The sequence below is a fragment of the Vibrio sp. S234-5 genome (assembly GCF_000960595.1).
Taxonomy (GTDB): domain Bacteria; phylum Pseudomonadota; class Gammaproteobacteria; order Enterobacterales; family Vibrionaceae; genus Vibrio.
Map to the genome: position 1 here is coordinate 182,701 of NZ_JZAM01000362.1, position 20,700 is coordinate 203,400.

At 48.4% G+C, this 20,700-nt stretch carries 14 protein-coding genes; 7 read left to right on the plus strand and 7 right to left on the minus strand.

Going from position 1 to position 20,700, the window contains the following annotated elements:
• Positions 1-105: 105 nt before the first annotated feature.
• Both pyk and UF06_RS21135 read right to left on the minus strand, forming a co-directional pair.
• Positions 106-1,575: a pyruvate kinase gene (gene pyk / locus UF06_RS21130; protein WP_045572201.1), complete on the minus strand. Its 1,470-nt coding sequence runs from the start codon at positions 1,573-1,575 to the stop codon at positions 106-108.
• 81 nt (positions 1,576-1,656) lie between these two features.
• Complete coding sequence (locus UF06_RS21135; protein ID WP_045572202.1) at positions 1,657-3,036, minus strand: MFS transporter; 1,380 nt, start codon at positions 3,034-3,036, stop codon at positions 1,657-1,659.
• A gap of 279 nt (positions 3,037-3,315) precedes the next feature.
• On the opposite strand from UF06_RS21135, the gene UF06_RS21140 reads away from it, so the two are divergent.
• Genes UF06_RS21140 through UF06_RS21150 form a run of 3 tightly spaced genes read left to right on the plus strand, consistent with a single transcriptional unit; the run spans position 3,316 to position 8,237 of the window.
• A complete protein-coding gene (locus UF06_RS21140; protein ID WP_139046429.1) occupies positions 3,316-4,614 on the plus strand; it encodes an ABC transporter substrate-binding protein in 1,299 nt (432 codons plus the stop codon).
• A gap of 10 nt (positions 4,615-4,624) precedes the next feature.
• Positions 4,625-6,976 carry an ATP-binding protein gene (locus UF06_RS21145; protein WP_171816771.1) on the plus strand — a complete coding sequence of 784 codons (2,352 nt, stop codon included), beginning with the start codon at positions 4,625-4,627 and terminating at the stop codon, positions 6,974-6,976.
• Positions 6,966-8,237 (plus strand): sigma-54 dependent transcriptional regulator, encoded by a 1,272-nt coding sequence (locus UF06_RS21150; protein ID WP_045572205.1) that lies wholly within the window; start codon positions 6,966-6,968, stop codon positions 8,235-8,237. Before UF06_RS21145 ends, UF06_RS21150 begins: the two co-directional genes overlap by 11 nt.
• A 117-nt stretch (positions 8,238-8,354) precedes the next feature.
• On the opposite strand, the gene UF06_RS21155 is transcribed toward UF06_RS21150, so the two are convergent.
• A complete protein-coding gene (locus UF06_RS21155; protein ID WP_045572206.1) occupies positions 8,355-9,503 on the minus strand; it encodes an iron-containing alcohol dehydrogenase in 1,149 nt (382 codons plus the stop codon).
• A gap of 128 nt (positions 9,504-9,631) precedes the next feature.
• Between UF06_RS21155 and UF06_RS21160 the strand changes: the two genes are divergently transcribed.
• The gene (locus UF06_RS21160) at positions 9,632-10,519 is read left to right on the plus strand and encodes an AraC family transcriptional regulator N-terminal domain-containing protein (protein ID WP_045572207.1); all 888 of its coding nucleotides are present in this window, start codon (positions 9,632-9,634) and stop codon (positions 10,517-10,519) included.
• A 363-nt stretch (positions 10,520-10,882) separates the two neighbouring features.
• Positions 10,883-14,035, plus strand: coding sequence for a glycosyl hydrolase family 18 protein (locus UF06_RS21165; RefSeq protein WP_045572208.1), 3,153 nt, complete (start codon positions 10,883-10,885; stop codon positions 14,033-14,035).
• A 77-nt stretch (positions 14,036-14,112) separates the two neighbouring features.
• On the opposite strand, the gene glgC is transcribed toward UF06_RS21165, so the two are convergent.
• Complete coding sequence (gene glgC, locus UF06_RS21170; protein ID WP_045572209.1) at positions 14,113-15,327, minus strand: glucose-1-phosphate adenylyltransferase; 1,215 nt, start codon at positions 15,325-15,327, stop codon at positions 14,113-14,115.
• Between the two features lie 100 nt (positions 15,328-15,427).
• Here glgC and UF06_RS21175 point away from each other — a divergent pair, with 100 nt between their 5' ends.
• Positions 15,428-15,835 carry an ATP-binding cassette domain-containing protein gene (locus UF06_RS21175; RefSeq protein WP_045572210.1) on the plus strand — a complete coding sequence of 136 codons (408 nt, stop codon included), beginning with the start codon at positions 15,428-15,430 and terminating at the stop codon, positions 15,833-15,835.
• A gap of 105 nt (positions 15,836-15,940) precedes the next feature.
• Here the strand turns inward: UF06_RS21175 and UF06_RS21180 are convergent, their stop codons facing one another.
• The 3 genes from UF06_RS21180 to UF06_RS21190 all read right to left on the minus strand — a co-directional run bounded on the left by UF06_RS21180 (position 15,941) and on the right by UF06_RS21190 (position 19,771).
• Entirely contained in the window at positions 15,941-17,689 is a 1,749-nt protein-coding gene (locus tag UF06_RS21180) for a formate--tetrahydrofolate ligase (protein WP_045572211.1), read from the minus strand.
• Between the two features lie 178 nt (positions 17,690-17,867).
• Positions 17,868-19,172 (minus strand): inosine/guanosine kinase, encoded by a 1,305-nt coding sequence (locus UF06_RS21185; RefSeq protein WP_045572212.1) that lies wholly within the window; start codon positions 19,170-19,172, stop codon positions 17,868-17,870.
• 116 nt (positions 19,173-19,288) lie between these two features.
• Complete coding sequence (locus UF06_RS21190) at positions 19,289-19,771, minus strand: CreA family protein (protein WP_045572213.1); 483 nt, start codon at positions 19,769-19,771, stop codon at positions 19,289-19,291.
• A 309-nt stretch (positions 19,772-20,080) separates the two neighbouring features.
• On the opposite strand from UF06_RS21190, the gene UF06_RS21195 reads away from it, so the two are divergent.
• Positions 20,081-20,584 (plus strand): hypothetical protein, encoded by a 504-nt coding sequence (locus tag UF06_RS21195; RefSeq protein ID WP_045572214.1) that lies wholly within the window; start codon positions 20,081-20,083, stop codon positions 20,582-20,584.
• The last annotated feature ends 116 nt before the right edge of the window (positions 20,585-20,700 follow it).

Consider the following 20,700-nt stretch of genomic DNA (forward strand, 5'->3'; position numbering starts at 1 on the left):
TTCGTGATTTAGTCAGAAACCTGGACCGATGAGTGCTTTTGTTTAAAAAAGAGCCTACCCAAAAAAGTAGGCCAAAATTCCTGTGTAGCAGGTGGAGGGAATAAGTTATGCCGCAACAGCAGTGGCCACGGATGGTTCTTTTAGGGTAATCAGGCGGCAAATGTTTATATCACCTACACCTTCAACCGATTCTAGCTGGGTCATCATGATGGATGTGATATGTCTTTGCTTTGCATCGGCCTCAAGTTGGCTGACAAGTTGATGGGCAATATCGCCACGTTTGTCTAGCGTGGGTAGATAAACTGGGGTCACGCCACGAAGAATTGCTAGCTTACGCAATAGTGCCAGTTTGTCAGACACCGCCCAAATGGTGGCTTGGCTTTGACAGCGTGACATCAAAAGCGGCGTTTCACCTTGCTCCGTCACAATCGCTACACCGAGATCTTTATTCACTTTGGATGCTGAAATCATCGATGACAGAGCAAAGCTTTTGCCCGCATCGCTGCACAGATGTTGTAGCGCATCCCAACAATTTTGCGCGCAGTGAGTTTCGTGCTCAACCCCTTGGGCGATGCGCACCATGGCTTGCACCGCTTCAACGGGGTAACGTCCCGCGGCCGATTCCGCAGAAAGCATGATCGCGTCAGTACCATCAATCACCGCATTCGCCACGTCTAACACTTCTGCACGTGTTGGCAATGGGTTTTCGATCATGGATTCCATCATTTGTGTCGCGGTGATCACAGGTTTACCTAAGTGTTTGGAACGAGCGATCAACGCCTTTTGTACGCTTGGCAAACGAGCATCGCCAATCTCAACCCCTAAGTCACCACGAGCTACCATGATTACATCTGACGCGCGGATCACGCTATCCATCGCTTCTTCACTGGCTACCACTTCGGCACGTTCAACTTTCGCGACAATGTGTGCATGACAACCTGCTTGTACGGCGAGTTGGCGTGCGTATTCAATGTCTTCGGCATTACGTGGGAAAGACACGGCTAGGAAGTCGGCTTGCAGCTCCGCAGCGGTAATGATATCGAGCTTGTCTTTTTCCGTCAGAGCAGGAGCCGAAAGGCCGCCACCGAGCAAGTTAATGCCTTTACGGTTGGAAAGCTTGCCGCTATTAAGTGCGATGGTGTGAACAAGGCGAGTTTGCGTATCGACCGCTGTCACTTCCAGTTGAATGCGACCATCATCCAGTAGCAGGATATTGCCCACTGTCAGGTCATCGAGCAGCTCTGGGTAATCTAAACCCACGCGCTCTTGCGTGCCGGCTTGACGATCTAAATTGCCATCAAGAATAAAGGTGTCGCCTGCGGCGAGTTGAATCGCGCCTTCTGCAAAGCAAGCGATACGAATTTTAGGGCCTTGCAGGTCAACCAGTACACCAACGCTCACATTCAGCTCTTGAGCGATTTCACGCACCATTTCGGCGCGAGCAATGTGTTCTTCAGCGCTGCCGTGAGAAAAGTTAAGGCGAACCACGTTCACGCCAGCTTGGATGAGTTGAGTCAGGGTTTCACGAGTTTGGCTAGCAGGGCCTAAAGTGGCCACAATTTTGGTTTTACACATATTGCAATTCCTATAACGACGCTCAACAAGAAAATAAAAAAGGAGAAAGTAAGCAGGAGCTAGGCTCCTGCTTGGCGTAGATTAAGAGGCTTCTTGAGTTTTCAGAGGCTTGCCTTCAGCTTCGTCGATATCGACGACTTTCTTGGCATTCCACACGGTCAGTGCGAGCAGTACTGAAACCACACCTGCTGCCAGCCAGAAGTACTGAGCGTTACCGAAGTCGTAATGTTTTACGCCTTCGACTTCCGTTACTGTGATGAGTGATGCAGAGATCAGTTCTTGAGCAGAAGCGGCGATGTAAGAACATAGACCGATCAGACCTTTAACTGCACCTACTGCGTTTTTCGGCATCAGGTCACAAGCGATAAGACCTGCAAGGAACACCACTAGACCACCGATTGAGAAGCCGATCATGCTCAGTGCGACCGCATCAACGATACGGTTATCTGGGCCGAAGAACATCAGACACATACCAGCGATGTTGGTCAATCCGTACAGCAGGTTAGGGATGTTACGGTTACCTTTGAACACTTTGTCAGAGAGCACACCGGACAGAATTGCACCGGCCAGCCCCGCTGTTGGATACATGGACATGGCAAAACCGGCGTCAATCAGTGAGTAGCCTTTTTGTTCTTGTAAGAACAGGACGGCCCAAGAAGACATCGCGTAGCGAGAGATGTACATCGCCGCACAAGCTAGAGCGATTAACCATACAACTGGTTGCTTCAGGATGAACATTTGCGCACGACGAGTTTCTTTTGGGTCGTTCGATTTTTTGATTTCAGTACCTTCGTCAAACGCTGTGCCTGGATCTGGCATACCGTAAGTTTGTGGACGGTCTTTCAAAAGTTTAAACATGATGAGAGAAGCCACGATACCTGCGATACCCGCACCGATGAAACCTGCACGCCAGCCGAAGTAGCTCACCAAGCTTGCGGTTAGGATCCAAGTGATACCTTCACCGATGTTACGTGATCCACCCCAGATTGAGTAACGGCTACCACGTTGCTTTGGCGAGAACCATTGGTAGATAGATACGCAAGATGGCGCAGAACCGACCGACTGGAACCAACCGTTCAAGCCCCATAGCAGAACGAAAAAGAAAGCGACGGTGTTCATCCCCATGAAGATAGAGGCGATACCCGACAGCAGCAGTGAGAACGACATAAAGCGGCCAATGTTGGCATAGTCAGACAGGAAGCCGTTCAGGAACTTACCAAATGCGTAAGTAAAGAAGAATGCCGAACCCATGATACCGAGTTCTTCGAGGGTGACGATACCCGCATCCAGCATCGGTTTTTTCACTACGCCGAGCGCCATACGTACCACGTAGAACATGGCGTAACCGAAAATCAGGCCAATAAAGACTTGCCACTGATAACTTTTGTAGCGTTTTAACATTTCCGCTTTTGAACTACCCATTAAAGGTAGGTCTGGGCGGGTTTTAAAGAAATTAAGCATATTTGCTCTCCATGTAGATCAACAGAAATATGTTGGCGAGAGCAGAATGAGTGTTTTGCATATTTGGCTCAAAAGGAGGATTTTGGGGCAAATGTGACTCAAATTGTTTTCTTTAGTGAGTCAAAATAGGGCTTTTCTAGATAACGTCGAGTCAATATTTGCTGATAAAATTAATATCAGTAAGTCAAAGTGCGTCACTTCTGACTCACGATGAAAAATGTCTTTTTTCATCGATGTTCAGAGTTATGAGTGAGCGCACAAAATTTGGGGATATAGCGGATGATGGATAACAGGATAAAACGAGGACTTTCGTTAATGGGGATCGTGGGGGCTTGTCTGCTTTCTGTCTCAGGGCTGGCGGCAGACAAGGAAATTGTCGTTTTAACCACCTTTTCCAAAGAGCCGCTGACAGCGCTTACAGAAGAGTTTGCATTGTTGCACCCAGAAGCCGTTGTGCGTTTCATCCACCGCAGGAGCCAATCGAGTATTCAACTGCTAAATAAAAGCCATATGAAAGATATCGATCTAGTGCTCAGCTCTTCACCTTTTTTGATGCAACATTTATTGCAAAGTCAGCGTTTAGCGCCAGTGCTATATCAGGAAAAACTGCCGAATTGGTTCGAGCCTTATGTGTTATCCCCACAGGCGCGAGTCATGACTATCGGCTACTCTGGCGCAGGGCTGATTTGGAACCGAGATTATCTGCAAACCCACCATTTACAGGTACCTAAGGCGTTTACTGATCTTGTGCAACCTCAATATTTCGGCCATCTGACTATGAGCAGCCCGAGTCGATCCGGAACCACGCAGATGATGGTGGAAAGTATTCTCAGTCGATACGGTTGGCAGGAGGGTTGGCGAATTTTACTCAACATTGGTGCTAATCTTGCCACTATTTCCTCGCGAAGTTTCGGTGTTAGTGATTACATTGCGAAAGGGCAGTTTGGCATTGGACCAACCATTGACAGTTATGCCTTGCTCACGCAGAGAAAGTTCGAACATGTGGGGTTCAGTTACGAAGCGGATTTTACCCTGATGCCTACTTATATCGCTAAGCTACAAAGGCCCCAAGACGATCCATTGGTCAACGAATTCATGACGATGCTGCTGTCGGACAAGATGCAGCAAACTCTTGGGCAAAACAGTTTTGCCAAGTTCTCCTTGCACGACACATCGCTTAGTGATGGTCAGTTGCCGCATTTGAGGGTTGATCAAGTGGTGCTTCGCGAAACACTCACCAATAAGTTGTTTGATCTCGCCATTACGAAACGCTTGCCGCAATTAAAAGATACGTGGTTGAGCATTATTCAGCTTCAACAGCGTTTTGCTGGCCATGCCGATATGTTGGATAGAATTGAGGTGATTCGTATCAAGGCGTTTGACATTGGTATTGCGGAATCGGAAGTGTTGGACATCAGCCGAAAACTGCGAGAGGAAACTCAGCGCAATGAAGAAGGTGATGCGCATGTACAGGCTTTTTTGGCCGAGTTTAGCCATGAGGCGAGCCGTCGCTTGGCACAGAAATTAGCAGAAGCTGATGAGCAGCTAAAAGTACTGAAACGCGAAGGGTCGAAATAAGTTGCGCAAAATGAACACCATTGGCATCAAACTCGTCATGGCATTTGCTAGCAGCACGCTTTTATTGACCGTAGTCTGCCTGATCGCTTGGACAACTTGGAGTGGGCTCGACTCTAGGGTTAGCCGCCTTTTGCATGAGAATGTTCCGCGTTACAACGCCAGCTACCTGTTAGAGAGCCGTAGCAGTGAAGCTCGGCGGCGAATTGAACAGATTCGTCGCGTGAACAGCAAGGTCGATTTAGACAACCAGCTTCAGGCGTTGATATCACAACTGGCGCAAACACAAAGCATTGTAGGCCAGTTACAAACACAACAACCGCTTCAAAATACGCAATTGGATCGCTTGGAAGACTCTTACCAGCAGCTAACGGCAGCGACACAAAAATATGCTGCTTTGATCTCATTACGCATTGACTCGCAAAGGCAAATTGACTTATTGCAAGAACAGCTCGACTGGATTCACATAGATATTCGCACGGAATTAATGCCACTACGCCAAGAAGTAGACTGGCAGATCTCGCGCAATACAAAACAAGAGCAAGTACGAGATCTCCTAACTCAACTCAATAGCATTCAGCAAGTGATGGACCTTGAAACGAACGTTTATGACTTAGTGCTGGATGTGACTGGTGCGTCTCAACTTGGTCATGTAAATAATGGAATGAAGGTGATCCAATATCGCAGCGAAGAGCTGTTTCAGATCAGTCAACCGCTTCTGGATTGGTCTTCTTCTATTGCATTTCAGCAACTTCTCAATGAACTCAACACACTTTTACGGCATCGAGGGTCACTTCATTTACAGCTACTAGATAATGTGGCGTTAAACGGCCAAATTACGGAGCAGCAGAGAGAGATAGAGCAAGTGATTGCGGATATTCACAAGCAGATCGGTGCGATGGTCGCGGAGGCGGATGCGGCTTTTCATACGGTCAAATCAGAAACCACTAAAGTAGTGAAATACGGTAATCAGGTGTTGATTGCCTGTTTCACTATCTCGATCCTGACTAGTCTTTTGCTTGCATATTATTTTATTCATCGACGGATTGTGGTGCGATTGCTGAGTTTAAGCAGCAGTATCGATGCTATTATCAATGACGATTTGCACCATCCGATTGTGGTGGATGGAAGGGATGAAATCGGCCGCCTGAGTGCTAAGCTGATCGAATATGGTGACAAGGTGAAAGAGATGCAGCGTACCAACGCACTCAGCTTAATCAATAACACCAGCGCCAGTTTGATCACCACCGATCTCTATGGCGCAGTGGAGTCGGCGAATGTCAGCGCACGTCGTCTGTTGCAACTAGATGATACCATTACGGCGCAACCCCTTTGGGCGGTGTTTCCAAGCGGCTGTACGGAGGCGCTGCAAGCGCTTTTTTTCCGGGAATCGGAGTTAATGAGCCATTGCCACATTGAACTGACGGTACTGTTTGACCTCAACCACCAAACTCAGTATCTACATTGTGAGTTCAGCCTTTTCACCCATGGGCATAGTGAAAAAGTGATCGTCACCATTAACGATGTGACTGAACAGATGCTTGCTAACCGCACATTAGAGCAAAGAGTTGCCGAGAAAACACGCGATCTGATCGAGCGAAATGCGGAACTAAAACTGCAAGTTGAGGAGCGGCAACGGGCAGAGCGGCATTTGCAAAAAACACAATCGGAGTTAATTCAAGCGGCCAAAATGGCCGTAGTCGGGCAGGCGATGACCAGTTTAGCCCACGAGTTAAATCAGCCATTGAATGCGATGTCTACCTATCTCTACAGTGCTTCGATGTTCAATCAGCAGTCGCAGCCACAGCAGGTCGCGGATTCTCTCCATTATATTGAGAGTTTAAAAGAAAGAATGAGCAAAATAATCAATGGTTTACGTCATTTCGCCCGCAAAACGGACACTGCACAGCCTGAGACATTGAATAATCTGCACGATGTGATTGAACATGCGATTCTTTTGATTAGCTCGAAAGCGAAACGGCAACAGGTTTCAATTTCGAATGGCATCCCCAATGAGTTGTGCGTGTGGGGAAACAGCGTTGAACTTGAACAAGTGTTTATCAATTTACTCGTCAATAGCTGCGATGCATTGAGTGAGCAACAGAGACAACGCTGCGTGACTTTGTTGCATTTGCATACTACGCGGACAAGACACATGATTGCCGTGGCCGATAATGGGGCGGGATTTGACATCGGTATTGTTGACAAACTATTTACACCATTTACTACCACGAAAGAGATAGGTTTGGGGTTAGGGATGAATATCTGCCAATCGATTGTAAAAAAACATAAAGGTGACATTTACTTAGCGTCAGCGCTGAGTGGCGGTGCAATGGTGGTATTGGATCTGCCCTATGAGCATTAATCATTGTGATGTACTGCTGGTGGATGATGATCAAGACGTTCTTGAGTCTTACGCCCATCTCATGTCGATTTCTGGACTCACCGCTAAGTTGGTAAGCGATCCAACACGGGTGTGTGAGTTATTGCAATTAGACTGGCCGGGAGTTGTTTTGCTTGATATGTACATGCCACAAATGCATGGTATGGAGTTACTTAGTAAAATCAAAAGCTTTGACGAACAAATCCCAGTTATCGTCATCACCGGACATGGGGACATTCCTTTAGCGGTTGATGCATTGAAAAAAGGTGCCTGTGAGTTTTTTGAAAAACCCATTTCGCCACCGCAACTGTTGGCCAAAGTCCGAGAGTATGTGCAGCAGCGTCACGTTTATTGTGAACAAAACAAGCGAGTGAAGCAATCGATAGGCAAAGCACTCATTGGAAAATCAGCACAGATAGAGCAAATTCGTCAGTATGTTGCGCGTTTTGCTCTGCTTAATATCAATTTGGTGATTTGTGGAGAATCGGGATCAGGTCGGCATAATATCGCCCATCTAGTGCATGAAATGGGCGGAAAAAGCGATGATAGAGCATCAATTGAAGCGTGGTATGTCACTCAGCAAACAAGCGGTGATAGCCTTGTGGAGCATCTAAAAAGTACGATGCTCAGGACTTTGGTTGTCGAAAACGTATCGGCGCTCAGCGAATCCACCCAACGCGAATGGGTGCAATTATTGTTAGAGCAGGAGCGAAACCAGGGGAAGAAGGTCCGGGTGATCAGCGTGTTTGACGAAAGCCCAGACCTTTTAATGTCCTCGGGCCAACTGTTGCCAGAGCTCTACTATGTGCTTAATCAAGGCATGATTCAGCTACCCAGTTTAAGGCAACGACCGGACGATATTGCGGCACTGTTTCACCATTTCCTTAAACAGAGTTGCCAGAAACTAGGCAAAGCATTGCCTGCAGTGGATTCCAGTTATCTCGCTTTACTCCGTTCACATCTGTGGCCGGGCAATGTGCGTGAGCTGCGCAATGTCGCGGAATTATACGCGATTGGTATTGTTAAACTGACAGGAAAGGAACGGTTGGTTAGTCAAAATGAGCTGCAATCACCACTTGATACACTGGTGGATGATTTTGAAAAGCAGATTATCGAAGATGCACTTTTTCTGCATGCCGGAAAAGTGGCCGATGCGGCTAGCTATTTGCAGATCCCGCGTAAGAAACTCTATCTGCGGATGAAAAAACACGACATCGATAAAGAGAACTACAAGTCTCGCTAGAAGATTTTGCACTTTCACATTACACAAATAAACTACGCTGCAAAGCGGCACCTTTATCGGTACCGCTTAGATGTCTTAATGGCGACTAAACCCGCGAATAACCTGCTTATCTAGATGTTAAGCAATCGCCGTCGATAGGATCTGTTTTACTTCGGTTGGCGTCACTGATTGGTTCTCAGTTAACGCCACCATGCCGTGGTTGTTCAGTTGGCTGATCACCGCATCAATCGCAGCTTCTTTGTCGTCGCCATGTTCGGTAAGTTGAGTGGCAACGCCCATGCTGTGGTAGAAGGCTTCAATGGCATCGATGGTACGCTCTGCCAACTGTTCATTACCTTGCAAGGCAAACACTTCACGACCCATCTGTTCCAGTTTCGCGCGTTTGAACTCGATCTGGTTACGTAGCAGAGAAGGCTGAACGATGGCCAGAGAACGAGCGTGGTCAACATGCCACAGCGCTGTTAGTTCATGGCCAATCATGTGCGTTGCCCAATCCTGTGGCACACCACTGCCAATCAAACCGTTCAGAGCTTGGTTGGCGGCCCACATCAGGTTGGCGCGCCATTCGTCACTGTCGCGATCAGCAAAACGCTCGCCAAGCTTTTTCAATGTTTTGAGAAGCGCTTCAGCGTAAGCGTCTTGCACCATTGCTCCGGTTGGACGAGTGATGTACTGCTCACACACGTGTACCCACGCATCGACAATGCCGTTCAGGAGCTGCTTTTCAGGCAGCGTTTTCATCACATCCGGGTCCATTACCGCAAACTTAGGCTGCACGTAGGGGCTAAGGAAAGCCAGCTTGTCTTGTGTTTCTGCTTTGGTGATCACCGCGCCGGAGTTGGACTCAGAGCCCGTTGCAGGCAACGTCAGTACCGCGCCCAGTGGTGTTGCACTGGTGACATGGTGCTTGCCCGTCAAGATGTCCCAGCCATCGCCATCGTATTTCGCCGCCGCTGCCACGTATTTCGAACCGTCAATCACCGAACCACCGCCCACGGCCAGAATAAAGTTGATCTGCTGCTGTTTCACGATGTGGACCGCTTTGTCCAAGGTTTCCTTGGTCGGATTGGGCTCAACACCAGAGAATTCCACCCAGTCAAATCCTTCTAGAGCACTGGCCACTTGGTCATAAACGCCGTTTTTCTTAATGGAACCGCCACCGTAGATAACCAGAACTTTCGCTTGCGGATCCAAGGCGCGAGTAATGGCGCTAATTTGCCCCTGACCAAAAAAGATCTGAGTTGGGTTGGAGTAAGAAAACTTCATGCTTCACCTCTTGCTTGGTTTGACTTGTCTTGCTTTTGTTGTTGCATAATAGTCCAGAATGTTGGATGTTTGCAGGCCTAAAACTCGAATTATTTTGCCTATTACTACAAAAATTGTGTGGGGGATAAATGGAAACTCTGGCAGAGATAATGCAGCGCTATGTAGATTGCCGTGGATTAAGCGCCTTGGAAGGGATCACACAGACGCCAATCCCCGGCGTGTGGTTTTATCGCAGTAGCCGAGGAAATTCGCGCCAGCCATTTGTTTATCAGTCAGGAATCATAGTGCTTGGTCAGGGATGTAAAAATATCCACATTAGTGATACGCCAGTTTGCTACGGCCCGAATGACTATCTAGTGGTGGGCGTGCCGATGCCTTTGGAGTGTGAGGCGTTTGCTTCCGAGCATCAACCACTGCTGGGCATATCGGTCGATATTCCTTTGCCCTTGCTGCAAAAAATGGTGCATAAATTGGAAAGCCTCAACTACCGTACTGGCGTACCTGTGAATCAAGAAGCTTGCGGTTTAAAGTCAGTTAAGATGGATGACTTGATGCTGGATGCCTGCAAACGTTTGATGCGCGCACTGTGTGATGATGTTGAAAGTGAAATGCTCGGTGAATCTTTGCTCGAAGAAATCGTGTTCCGCGCATTGCTTAGCCAAGAAGGGTACGTGTTGTTTGAACTGGCTCAAAAAGAGGGCTTCTACTCAAAAATTGCCCGTGTGCTGGAAAAAGTACATCAGGATTATCCCAACGCGATGACGGTGCAAGGTTTGGCGGCCGAAGCCAACATGAGCGTTTCTGCCTTCCATAACGCCTTTCGCTCCGTTACTTTGGAGTCGCCGATCCAGTACATCAAAAAGGTGCGGCTCAATAAGGCGCGTGAACTGATCAAACTTGAAGGGCGTCGGGTCAACGATGCGGCGAGAATGGTCGGCTACACCAGCACTTCTCAATTTAGCCGCGAATACAAAAGACACTTCAATGAAACGCCGAGTGGCAGTGCAACTGCATAGAAATATGTCATCCCTATGACCACGTTTTATCTATTGTACAGCGATTATAAAACAGATTGCGCAATAATCTTTTAGCAATGAGCTTTATCACAGAGAGATATACTCAAAAGCGCGTTTTTGGAACGATTTTTCCAGATTATTTAAGTATGCGAAATTAATCAGAAATTAGTTGTCGGTGCAAAATAAGATCGATCCCGTTGCACGTTTGCACTCCTTTCTTGCGAGTGAATTTATAAATATCGCAATTGGTAGGTGTGAAAATTCCATCTTGTACTTAAGTTATTTCACGATGAAACATAAGTCGCCGAAACGAAAATTCGCTGACAGATTCACGTTGAAACAATCACTTAAGGAAAAGCAAGTATGCGCTTAAAGAATGGAAAAGCCGCCAAGAGTGTCTTTACACTCAGTACCCTCACGGCGTCATGTTTGATGGCCTTCAACAGTTACGCCGCCATTGACTGCTCGCCATTGCAAGAATGGAACTCTGCAACGGTTTATACCGGAGGCGATAAAGTACAGCACCAAGGGCAAGCTTACGAGGCCCGTTACTGGACACAAAATAATAATCCTGCCGAATTTTCGGGTGATTGGGCGCAATGGAAAGCGCTGGGCGCATGTGATGGTGGCCCGGTGGATCCCGTAAATCAAGCTCCAACGACCTCATTGACCTCACCACTCTCTACTGATGTGGTGAAAGAGGGTGATGTGGTTGTATTGTCAGCCAACGCAGCAGATCAAGATGGCTTGGTGGCAAAAGTGGCATTTTTCGTCGACGGAGTGGTTGTTGGTCAAGACAGCTCAGCACCTTTCTCTGCAACCTGGACGGCGACAGCTGGCTCACACACGTTCAGCTCAGTCGCTTATGACGATAAAGGCGCCGCTAGCCAGCCAAGCAAAGTTACGTTGACGGTCGAATCGGCGCAACCGGGCAACAATGCGCCAACGGTCGATCTGGCTCTGTCTGCAACGACAGTTGAGCAAGGTGCTGTGGTGACCTTAACGTCAAATGCCGCAGACAGCGATGGTACGGTTGAGAAAGTTGACTTTTTTGTTGGCGGCGTGCTGGTCGGTACGGCGGCGACCGCTCCTTATTCTCTCGACTACACCACTACTCAAGCGGGATCCCTGTCTGTGTTCGCTCGTGCGACCGATAATCTTGGCGCAACGACTGACTCTGTGGCGCAAACGCTCAAAGTAAACGGTGCGGCGACCGTGGCATCTTGTCGTCCGGATGGTTTGTACCAGACCGAGGGCGTTAACGTGCCTTACTGTACTGTGTATGACGAGGAAGGCCGCGAAAAAATGGGCGCTGATCATCCTCGCCGTGTGATTGGTTACTTCACCAGTTGGCGTAGTGGCGACGATCCGCAAGCCGCTTATCTGGTCAAAGACATTCCGTGGGAACAACTGACACACATCAACTATGCGTTTGTCAGCATTGGCTCTGATGGCAAAGTCAACGTTGGTAACGTCAATGATCCCAATAATGCGGCGGTGGGCAAAGAGTGGCCGGGCGTCGAAATTGATCCAACCTTGGGCTTTAAAGGCCATTTTGGTGCGTTGGCTACCTACAAACAGAAATATGGTGTTAAGACGCTGATTTCGATTGGTGGTTGGGCCGAGACAGGCGGTCACTTTGCTGAAGATGGCAGCCGTGTGGCCGATGGCGGTTTCTACAGCATGACGACGAATGCGGATGGTTCGATTAACCACGCAGGCATCGAGAAATTCGCTGCGTCCGCCGTCGACATGATCCGCAAGTACAAATTTGATGGTGTGGACATCGATTACGAATACCCAACCTCTATGGCTGGCGCGGGGAACCCAGACGATAAAGCCTTTATGGAACCCCGTCGTAAGTATCTCTGGGCCTCTTACCAAGAGTTGATGCGTGTTCTACGTGAAAAACTCGATCAAGCCTCGGCGCAAGATGGTCACCACTACATGTTGACCATCGCGGCACCTTCATCGGGTTATCTGCTGCGCGGTATGGAAACGTTCGATGTCACCAAGTATCTCGATTACGTCAACATCATGTCTTACGACTTGCATGGTGCGTGGAACGATCACGTTGGTCACAACGCGGCGCTGTTCGACACAGGCGAAGACTCTGAGTTGGCGCAGTGGAATGTGTATGGCACGGCGCAGTACGGCGGTATTGGGTACCTCAACACTGACTGGGCTTACCACTACTTCCGCGGCTCCATGCCAGCAGGACGCATTAACATTGGTGTGCCGTACTACACGCGCGGCTGGCAAGGTGTGAAGGGCGGAACCAACGGTCTGTGGGGGCGTGCAGCGTTGCCAAATCAGTCTGAATGTGCGCCGGGAACAGGCGAAGGTGAGAAGAACAACTGTGGCTATGGTGCAACCGGTATCGATAACATGTGGCATGATGTCAACGCCGCTGGTGATGAGATGGGGGCAGGTTCCAACCCAATGTGGCACGCGAAAAACCTAGAGAATGGCATTTTCGGCTCGTACGCGTCTGCCTATCAGCTTGACCCTATCACTGATCCACAAGACAAGCTGATCGGCAACTATGTCCGCCACTATGACAGTGTCGCAGTCGCGCCATGGTTGTGGAACGCGGAAAAATCGGTCTTCCTCTCTACGGAAGATAAAGCCTCGATTAATGTCAAAGCGGATTACGTGATCGACAAAGAGATTGGCGGCATTATGTTCTGGGAACTGGCGGGCGACTACAGCTGTTATGTGCTTGATGAAAACGGTAAGCGCACCACGATCGACGAGACGGAACAAGCTTGTGCCTCAGGCAACGGTGAATACCACATGGGTAATACCATGACCAAAGCGATTTACGATAAGTTTAAGTCAGCAACGCTTTACGGCAATGCGGTCGCAACCAGTGCAGTTCCCGCGCAAACAGTGGATATCGCGGTTTCTGTGGGTGGCTTTAAAGTCGGCGATCAAAACTACCCAATTAACCCGAAAGTGACCTTTACCAACAACACTGGCACCGCGATACCCGGTGGAACGGAGTTCCAATTTGACATTCCTGTTTCCGCGCCGGATAACGCAAAAGATCAGTCTGGTGGCGGTTTGAAAGTGATTGCCTCTGGTCATACTCGCGCAAACAATATCGGCGGTCTGGATGGTGTGATGCACCGTGTGGCGTTCTCTCTTCCGGCTTGGAAAGAGTTGCCAGCGGGCGGAACCTATGAACTGGACATGGTCTACTATCTGCCGATTTCTGGACCGGCGAATTACAGTGTGAGCATCAACGGTGTCGACTACGCGTTCAAATTTGAGCAGCCAGATTTACCTGTCGCGGATCTTAGCAGTGGCAACACAGGCGGTGACACGGGCGGCGATACTGGTGGAAACACAGGATCGGGTGAGGTCATTCAATGGCAACCGGGGGTAACGCAAGCGAAAAGCGGCGATACCGTCATCTATAACGGGAAGTGCTTCGTGGCGAAAAACAACCCGGGCGTGTGGGAGTCACCAACACAATCGAACTGGTTCTGGGATGAAGTAACGTGTCCATAACCAGTTATCAATAGCCCCAAAAGGCAAACCCCCGTCTGAATGTCAGACGGGGGTTTTTAATACCAGTAGGAGGGAGGTTAAAATTGATAGCTCTCTGGAACCACGACGACACCACTTTCTGAAATTTTAAATCGTTTGGCGTCTTCGAAGCGGTTGATACCTATCTGAGTGTAGGGGGGAATTTTCACATGTTTGTCGATAATGCAGTTGACCAGTTGGCATCCTTCGCCAACTTCGACCGCATCAAAAATAATGCTGTCAACCACAGTGGCACCGTCGTTGATGCGCACGTTGGAAGAGACTATCGAGTGCTGAACTGAGCCACCTGAGTTAATCACGCCGTTGGCAATGATCGAGTTGATAAATATCCCTTCATTGCCTGTGCCCGAAGAGACCGTACGTGCAGGGGGGAACTGCGGTTCGTAGGTTCTTATCGCCCAGTTTTTCTGATAAAGATTCATTGGCGGGATAGGCTCTAACAAGTCCATATTCGCTTGATAGAAAGAGTCAATGGTCCCGACATCTCGCCAGTAGCAGTCACGATCCACACGTCCTTTTGCTCCGCAAAACTGATACGCATAAACCCCTTCGGTTTCAATCAGTTTAGGAATGATGTCCTTACCAAAGTCATGCGAGGATTGTTCATTCTCAGCATCCTGCAACAGAACACTTTTTAGCGTTTCCATTTCAAATACGTAGATGCCCATTGACACTAGGCTGCGACTTTCATTGCCCGGTATATGTGGTGGATTTTCTGGCTTTTCAATAAATGAGTGAACACGGTTTTGATCATCAACCCCCATAACACCAAACGCGGACGCTTCGTTACAGGCAACATCCATACAGGCAACGGTTAACTTGGCTTGATTGGCCAAATGTTCTTCAACCATCGCGGCATAGTCCATTCGGTAGATGTGATCGCCTGAAAGCACAACAACATGCTTTGCGTCATTACGGTTTAGCAACCAAAGGTTGTGATAAATCGCATCGGCAGTGCCTTCATACCATTTGCCGCCTTTGCGCATTTGTGGTGGTACGGCCGTGATGTATTCCCCGAGTTCGGGATTAAAAATCGACCAGCCGTCGCGCAAATGTTTATGTAACGAGTGAGACTTGTACTGCGTCAGCACCAGAATCTTACGCAGACCGGAATGAAGGCAGTTGGTCAACGTAAAATCAATGATGCGATATTTTCCACCAAATGGTACGGCTGGTTTGGCTCGGTTGTCGGTTAACGGACTCAAACGCGATCCCACACCGCCGGCAAGTATCACAGCGAGGATATCTTGCATATATTTTCTCCCTGAATTAGTGCATCCCTAATCAGATTAGTACAAGAATTACGCCACAATTTAATCGCCCTAAAAAGCTCATTTTTTTGTTAGATAATCTATGATTCTGCACAAAAAACATGCATTCATTGAGTGTTTTTGCACGATAAATGGGCATCGGGTCGTTTTTGTTGACCAGTGGAAAGGCAATAAAATAGCCGGTTTGATTGACGTATCGATTCGATTTGGCCTTAGCGGTAAATTAGCATTACAAGCGGTGCAGTCGCTAAGTGGCGGCGAGCAAACCCAAGTGAAACTGTGTTGCCTCGCACTACAACCGACGCATTTATTGGTGTTGGATGAACCCACCACTCATTTGGATATCAATGTTAAATCGGCACTAAAGCAGGCGTTGATCGAATACTCAGGAGCGGTGATTGTGGTTTCTCACGAGCGCGAGTTTGTTGATGATTGGCCAGATAGAAACGTGGATGTTCAAGCGTTTCAAACTAATACAAACGCCGAGTAACTTACTGATATTTAAATTAAACTGGCAAATGTTAAATAGGCGCCAAGCCAACTTGGTGCCTATTTACACTGTAAATGCGTTAGTTTAGGTATTTGTCCGGTGAGCTTAACTTAAGCCGACAATCTCCCCATTCTCATTGATATCCAACTGCATAAACGCAGGTTTGTCTGGCAACCCTGGCATGGTCATTACATTGCCAGTCAGCGCATAGACGAAACCCGCACCAGCGCAGAGCTTCACTTCACGGATGGTGATGGGAAAGCCACTGGGTGCGCCTTTCAATGATGAGTCGGAAGATATGGAGAGCGGCGTCTTCGCCATACAAACCGCGAGCTCGCCAAAGCCAAGTTCTTGGTACAGAGACAGTTGCTGCTGCGCCAAGGGAGTGAACTCCACCTCGCCGCAGCCATACCCTTTGCGACATACGGTCGTGATTTTCTCTTGCAAACTTTGCTGAGGCTGATAAAGCGAGCGAAAATCAGCCTGTTCTGCACACGCTTCAATGACTTCACGTGCGACGGCTTCCATTCCTTTGCCACCGTTGGCAAAACCATCACTCACCGCTACTCGTAAATTCAGAGATAATTTCTGTACCCATTCGACAAGCTGTGAAAGCTCTTCGTCACTGTCTTGTGGAAAGCGGTTAATCGCGACCACCACAGGTAAGCCATATTTTTGCACATTGTCTATGTGCCATTTAAGGTTGCTGAAACCGGATTCGAGCGCTTTGGCGTCACAGGAAAAGAGGGAATCTGGTAAAGGCATGCCCGGCCGCAAATCGTATAATCCTGAGTTGGCTTTCAAACCTCTTAACGTGGCGACAATCACCACACAGTCTGGCGCTTTGTGAGAAGTGGACGACTTGATATTGCACGCTTTCTCAAGCCCCATGTCAGAACCGAATCCTGCCTCGGTGACAACGTAACTGGAGAGTTTTAACGCGATCTCATCAGCAATTATCGAGGAGTTACCATGTGCGATATTAGCAAACGGGCCTGAATGGATCAGTGTAGGCACTCCCTCAAGAGTCTGCATTAACGTTGGCTTGATCGCCTCTTTTAAGGTGACCGTCATCGCTCCGGCCACTTGCAGCTGCTCGGCACTCACTGGTGCGCCATCGAGATCGTACGCCAAAACCACTTTGCCGATCCGCGTACGCATATCTTGCAAATTCTTGGATAAAGCGAGGATGGCCATCAACTCTGACGCCGCAGAAATATCAAAGCCTTCTTCTCGTTCAAACCCATTAATGATTTTGCCCTGGTCATTCAAACCGACAAGAACTTTGCGCAGCGCACGATCGTTGTGATCCATCACGCGCTTCCACACCACCCGATGCGGGTCAATGCGCAGTGCCGTTAAGCCCGTACGAGCTTCAAACGCCGCATAGCCTTCGCGTTGTTCATGATAGATTCGGGCATCGATGGCGGCGGCGGCTAAATTGTGCGCTGCAGTGACCGCATGAATATCCCCGGTCAGATGCAAGTTGAGTTCGTCCATCGGTGCGACTTGCGAATAACCGCCGCCAGCAGCGCCGCCCTTAACACCAAAGACTGGCCCCATGGAAGGTTGGCGAATACACGCCATGACAGACTGTTCAAGTGCGCGTAAACCCTGCGCAAGACCAATGGTCGTGACCGTTTTCCCTTCGCCTAGAGGTGTTGGTGTGATAGCCGTGACTAAAATCAGCTTGCCGTCGGGTTTGTCCGCTAAGCGAGAGACACACTTTGCAGATACTTTCGCTTTGTATTTACCGTGAGTCTCAAATTCATCTGGCAGCAGACCGGCCTGCTGAGCAATCTTGTCAATGGAAAGGAGTGGTGTGGAGCGACAAATATCGATATCTGAAAGCATGCTGAACCTTTTGATTTCGCCAAAGCAAACGTTTGCGTTCGAATAATACGGATCTAAATATGGTAGTAAAGCAGTATATCTAACCTGATTGGGAGCAAACTAGATTATTTCGGTAAATATTGGTTGAGATCAAAAATAAAAGGCTGCCCGTTGGCAGCCATCTAGCTCAATGTCCCTACTAGCGATCCCAGTAGGCTTCTTCCAAGCTGTCTTCCCGCTCAGGAAGGGCACGTGAGAGGCGAGGAGAGTGCTGGGTAAGCACTTCATAGCTCACGCGATTGGCGTATTTACAAATTTGTGACAAGGAAGAATACGTCAGGCAAATATGCTGATGTTTCACCGAGTTTGGCACGTTTCTTTGGTGAAAGGCGTTGGCTGCCATATCATGCAGTAAAGCAGAGAGCGCGCCATCTCCAGCACCATTGGTATTTTTGATCTCCGCTGGCCCGCCGAGGTAAGGACCAATGTGCGAGTAAACACGTATTGGCGCTTTACAATCACTGCGTCGCATCGCACGGCTAAACTCGAATTGATTAAAGCCTTCAATGCTACCAGGGTAAATATCATGCGTGGTTTCGCGTTTGGCATCTTCATCGGTGTAACCCGCCATGTAGAGACCATCGGGGCCGGCAGTACAAAGAACCAAGTCGACCCACTGCAGTGCTTTATCCGCCGCTTGTAGCGGGTCACGTTCCCCCGTCAGCGCAAAGCCTTCTTCCTCATTCATTGCCACGACAGTAATGTTGTCACGTAGGTACTCTTGCCACCACTGTGGATTGCCTTCAATCACGTATTTGGTACCGAGTGTTAATACCACGGGCACTTGGTGCTTTTTCGCATATTCGATTGCTCTTTGTACCGCTTGTGGCATCGGATCTTCGGGCTTGCCGCGCATCAAATAAGAGGAGACGACCAGTGCTGACGCTTTTTCAAATACTTCTTCAGGAATGCTCTCTGGCGCCAACTGGTTCATGTGGCCTTCGTTGATAGCAAAAGTGCGTTCGCCATCTTGAGAAATAAGGGTATAGCAGCGGCCAATTGGCCCATCGACGGTTTGTAGATGATTGAGGTTCATTCGTGACGACGTACGGCACAAATAGCGATAGGCGTAAGAACCGACTTGAATGTTCTTGGACATCACGCCCAACAGCACCGATTTGCTGTCAGCCAGCACGGAGTAATTGTGCAGCGTGTTACCAATGGTGTCGCCTGGGTACTGATGGGTGATTAAACCGCATTCAACCAACTCATCGTACAGCGCATCCGCTTTGCTCTCTTCAAGAACCAGCGAGTGTCCTTTGCTCAGTTCGTATTTGGCTAAGAAATCGTCGTCCACACGCGCTTCGATATCGACGATAGTTTGTCCAACGCCAACCACAGTTGGGCGAAACATTTTGGGTGCGGTCTTTAGTTCGTTGACCAGAGGATCTCGATCGTTCGTGGGGAAGTAATGTTTAGATTTACGCTGACCAGGAAACTTCATGCTAGTTAATGACTGAGAAAAAAAGGAGGCGCATGATATCACATTTTTTTGTAATCAAGCGCCTTTTTGTTACAACTCACCCTAGCCGATGAAGAAATGAACAGCAGAAGTTCGGGTTATTGGTTGTTTGTCGAAGTTGCAGGCTCTTGATAAGCTTTTGTTCCCCAAAGTGGGACCGTTGATAAGCTGTGCTTGAAGCTGCCGGAAGTCTCTTTGGTGGAATAGGAGACGTACATTAATGTCTGATTTTTTGCATCAAAGATGCGGCGAATCTTCATCGACTTAAAAAAGACACTTTTTGATTTCTTAAACACCACCTCGCCCGAATCGGATATGTCGATGGCGGCGATCATCTCAGGGGTGATTTCCCCAGTTTGGCGGCATGCGATCGAGCTATCACTGGGATCAGCCAAGCTAAAATCCGCCTCAATACTCGCAATATGGCAGGTTACGCCGGGAACCAAAGGATCCACCAGCGTATTAAGTTTGATGTCTTTCATGGTAAACAAGCCTAAAGAGACATCACCGACTTCGTCGCTACCGCAACCGTAAAGCAGTGGCGTTGCACAAAGCAGCAGGGCTAACATCTTTGTTTTCATATACTTTTTCCTATTGACCGAGCCAATGTAAACCTAGCTACCTTAGCAGCTTTTGCGTTTATTCCCAAGTTGCCAGCAAAAGTGCAGCGGTGTCTTTCACGCTGTGGAGTGACCATTTTTTGTTAGAACAGCGGCTATAGTGCGTGGTATGGTATAAAGCTTGCTGGGAAACATAAAACACCAAGGGAACCAGTTATGAAAGCTAAACTAATTGTCGTTGTGATCACGCTGGGGTTGCTGGCTGGCTGTACTGCTTCGCCGAAGTCTACTATCTGTACTCCGAAAATTTGCGATATTTGGGATTAATTAATGCATATTGAATCGCCGCTGGTTGAGATAAAGAATCAATGGCTCCACAACCAGGTGGACTGTGAATTTCCAACCAAAGAAAGCCTGGAAGGGCTGGCGCTTTATCAGCGCTCATTAAGTGAGCGCACTTTGTTACCGCTAAGCTGCTCAGCAGGCAGAAGCAGTGACGAACTGGAACATTTTCTGGTCGATTTCCACCGTTTAACCATTCTGTTTTCCATAATGCAATCAAAGCGTTGGACAAGTGAAGCGGAACAAGCATTGATTGTGGAGTTTCTCACCCAGATTATTCTTGCTCCAGAGCATGCGCTTTATGTCAGTTTTTCAGCTGGCGAGCCAGTAGGGGCGGCCATGTTGACATATGGCGACGACCAGCTTCTGGTCTCCGATGTCATTTATCGAGACAAAACAAGGTTGGAAGAGATAGAAAAATATGTCGCAGATCTTATCGTGACCGTGCAGAAGGAAAGCCCTGTTCCAACGCCAATTTTGCTCGAGGTTTGATCGCGTTTCTGGCTCCTAGCGATCAGTAAGGGGTAATGTGAACTTTGTGACTGATTAACAAATAGTTTTCGATCTCTTTTCTTAACAACAACTCGCTATCTGCATCAGGAAGCAGA

Bases quoted from the DNA above. Each gene is read 5' to 3' on its own strand.
- UF06_RS21190 (WP_045572213.1), bottom strand. From the start codon at position 19,771: ATGAAAACAAAGATGTTAGCCCTGCTGCTTTGTGCAACGCCACTGCTT.
- UF06_RS21150 (WP_045572205.1), top strand. From the start codon at position 6,966: ATGAGCATTAATCATTGTGATGTACTGCTGGTGGATGATGATCAAGAC.
- UF06_RS21195 (WP_045572214.1), top strand. From the start codon at position 20,081: ATGCATATTGAATCGCCGCTGGTTGAGATAAAGAATCAATGGCTCCAC.
- UF06_RS21175 (WP_045572210.1), top strand. From the start codon at position 15,428: ATGATTCTGCACAAAAAACATGCATTCATTGAGTGTTTTTGCACGATA.
- UF06_RS21145 (WP_171816771.1), top strand. From the start codon at position 4,625: ATGAACACCATTGGCATCAAACTCGTCATGGCATTTGCTAGCAGCACG.
- UF06_RS21185 (WP_045572212.1), bottom strand. From the start codon at position 19,172: ATGAAGTTTCCTGGTCAGCGTAAATCTAAACATTACTTCCCCACGAAC.
- UF06_RS21160 (WP_045572207.1), top strand. From the start codon at position 9,632: ATGGAAACTCTGGCAGAGATAATGCAGCGCTATGTAGATTGCCGTGGA.
- UF06_RS21165 (WP_045572208.1), top strand. From the start codon at position 10,883: ATGCGCTTAAAGAATGGAAAAGCCGCCAAGAGTGTCTTTACACTCAGT.
- glgC (WP_045572209.1), bottom strand. From the start codon at position 15,327: ATGCAAGATATCCTCGCTGTGATACTTGCCGGCGGTGTGGGATCGCGT.
- pyk (WP_045572201.1), bottom strand. From the start codon at position 1,575: ATGTGTAAAACCAAAATTGTGGCCACTTTAGGCCCTGCTAGCCAAACT.
- UF06_RS21140 (WP_139046429.1), top strand. From the start codon at position 3,316: ATGATGGATAACAGGATAAAACGAGGACTTTCGTTAATGGGGATCGTG.
- UF06_RS21180 (WP_045572211.1), bottom strand. From the start codon at position 17,689: ATGCTTTCAGATATCGATATTTGTCGCTCCACACCACTCCTTTCCATT.
- UF06_RS21135 (WP_045572202.1), bottom strand. From the start codon at position 3,036: ATGCTTAATTTCTTTAAAACCCGCCCAGACCTACCTTTAATGGGTAGT.
- UF06_RS21155 (WP_045572206.1), bottom strand. From the start codon at position 9,503: ATGAAGTTTTCTTACTCCAACCCAACTCAGATCTTTTTTGGTCAGGGG.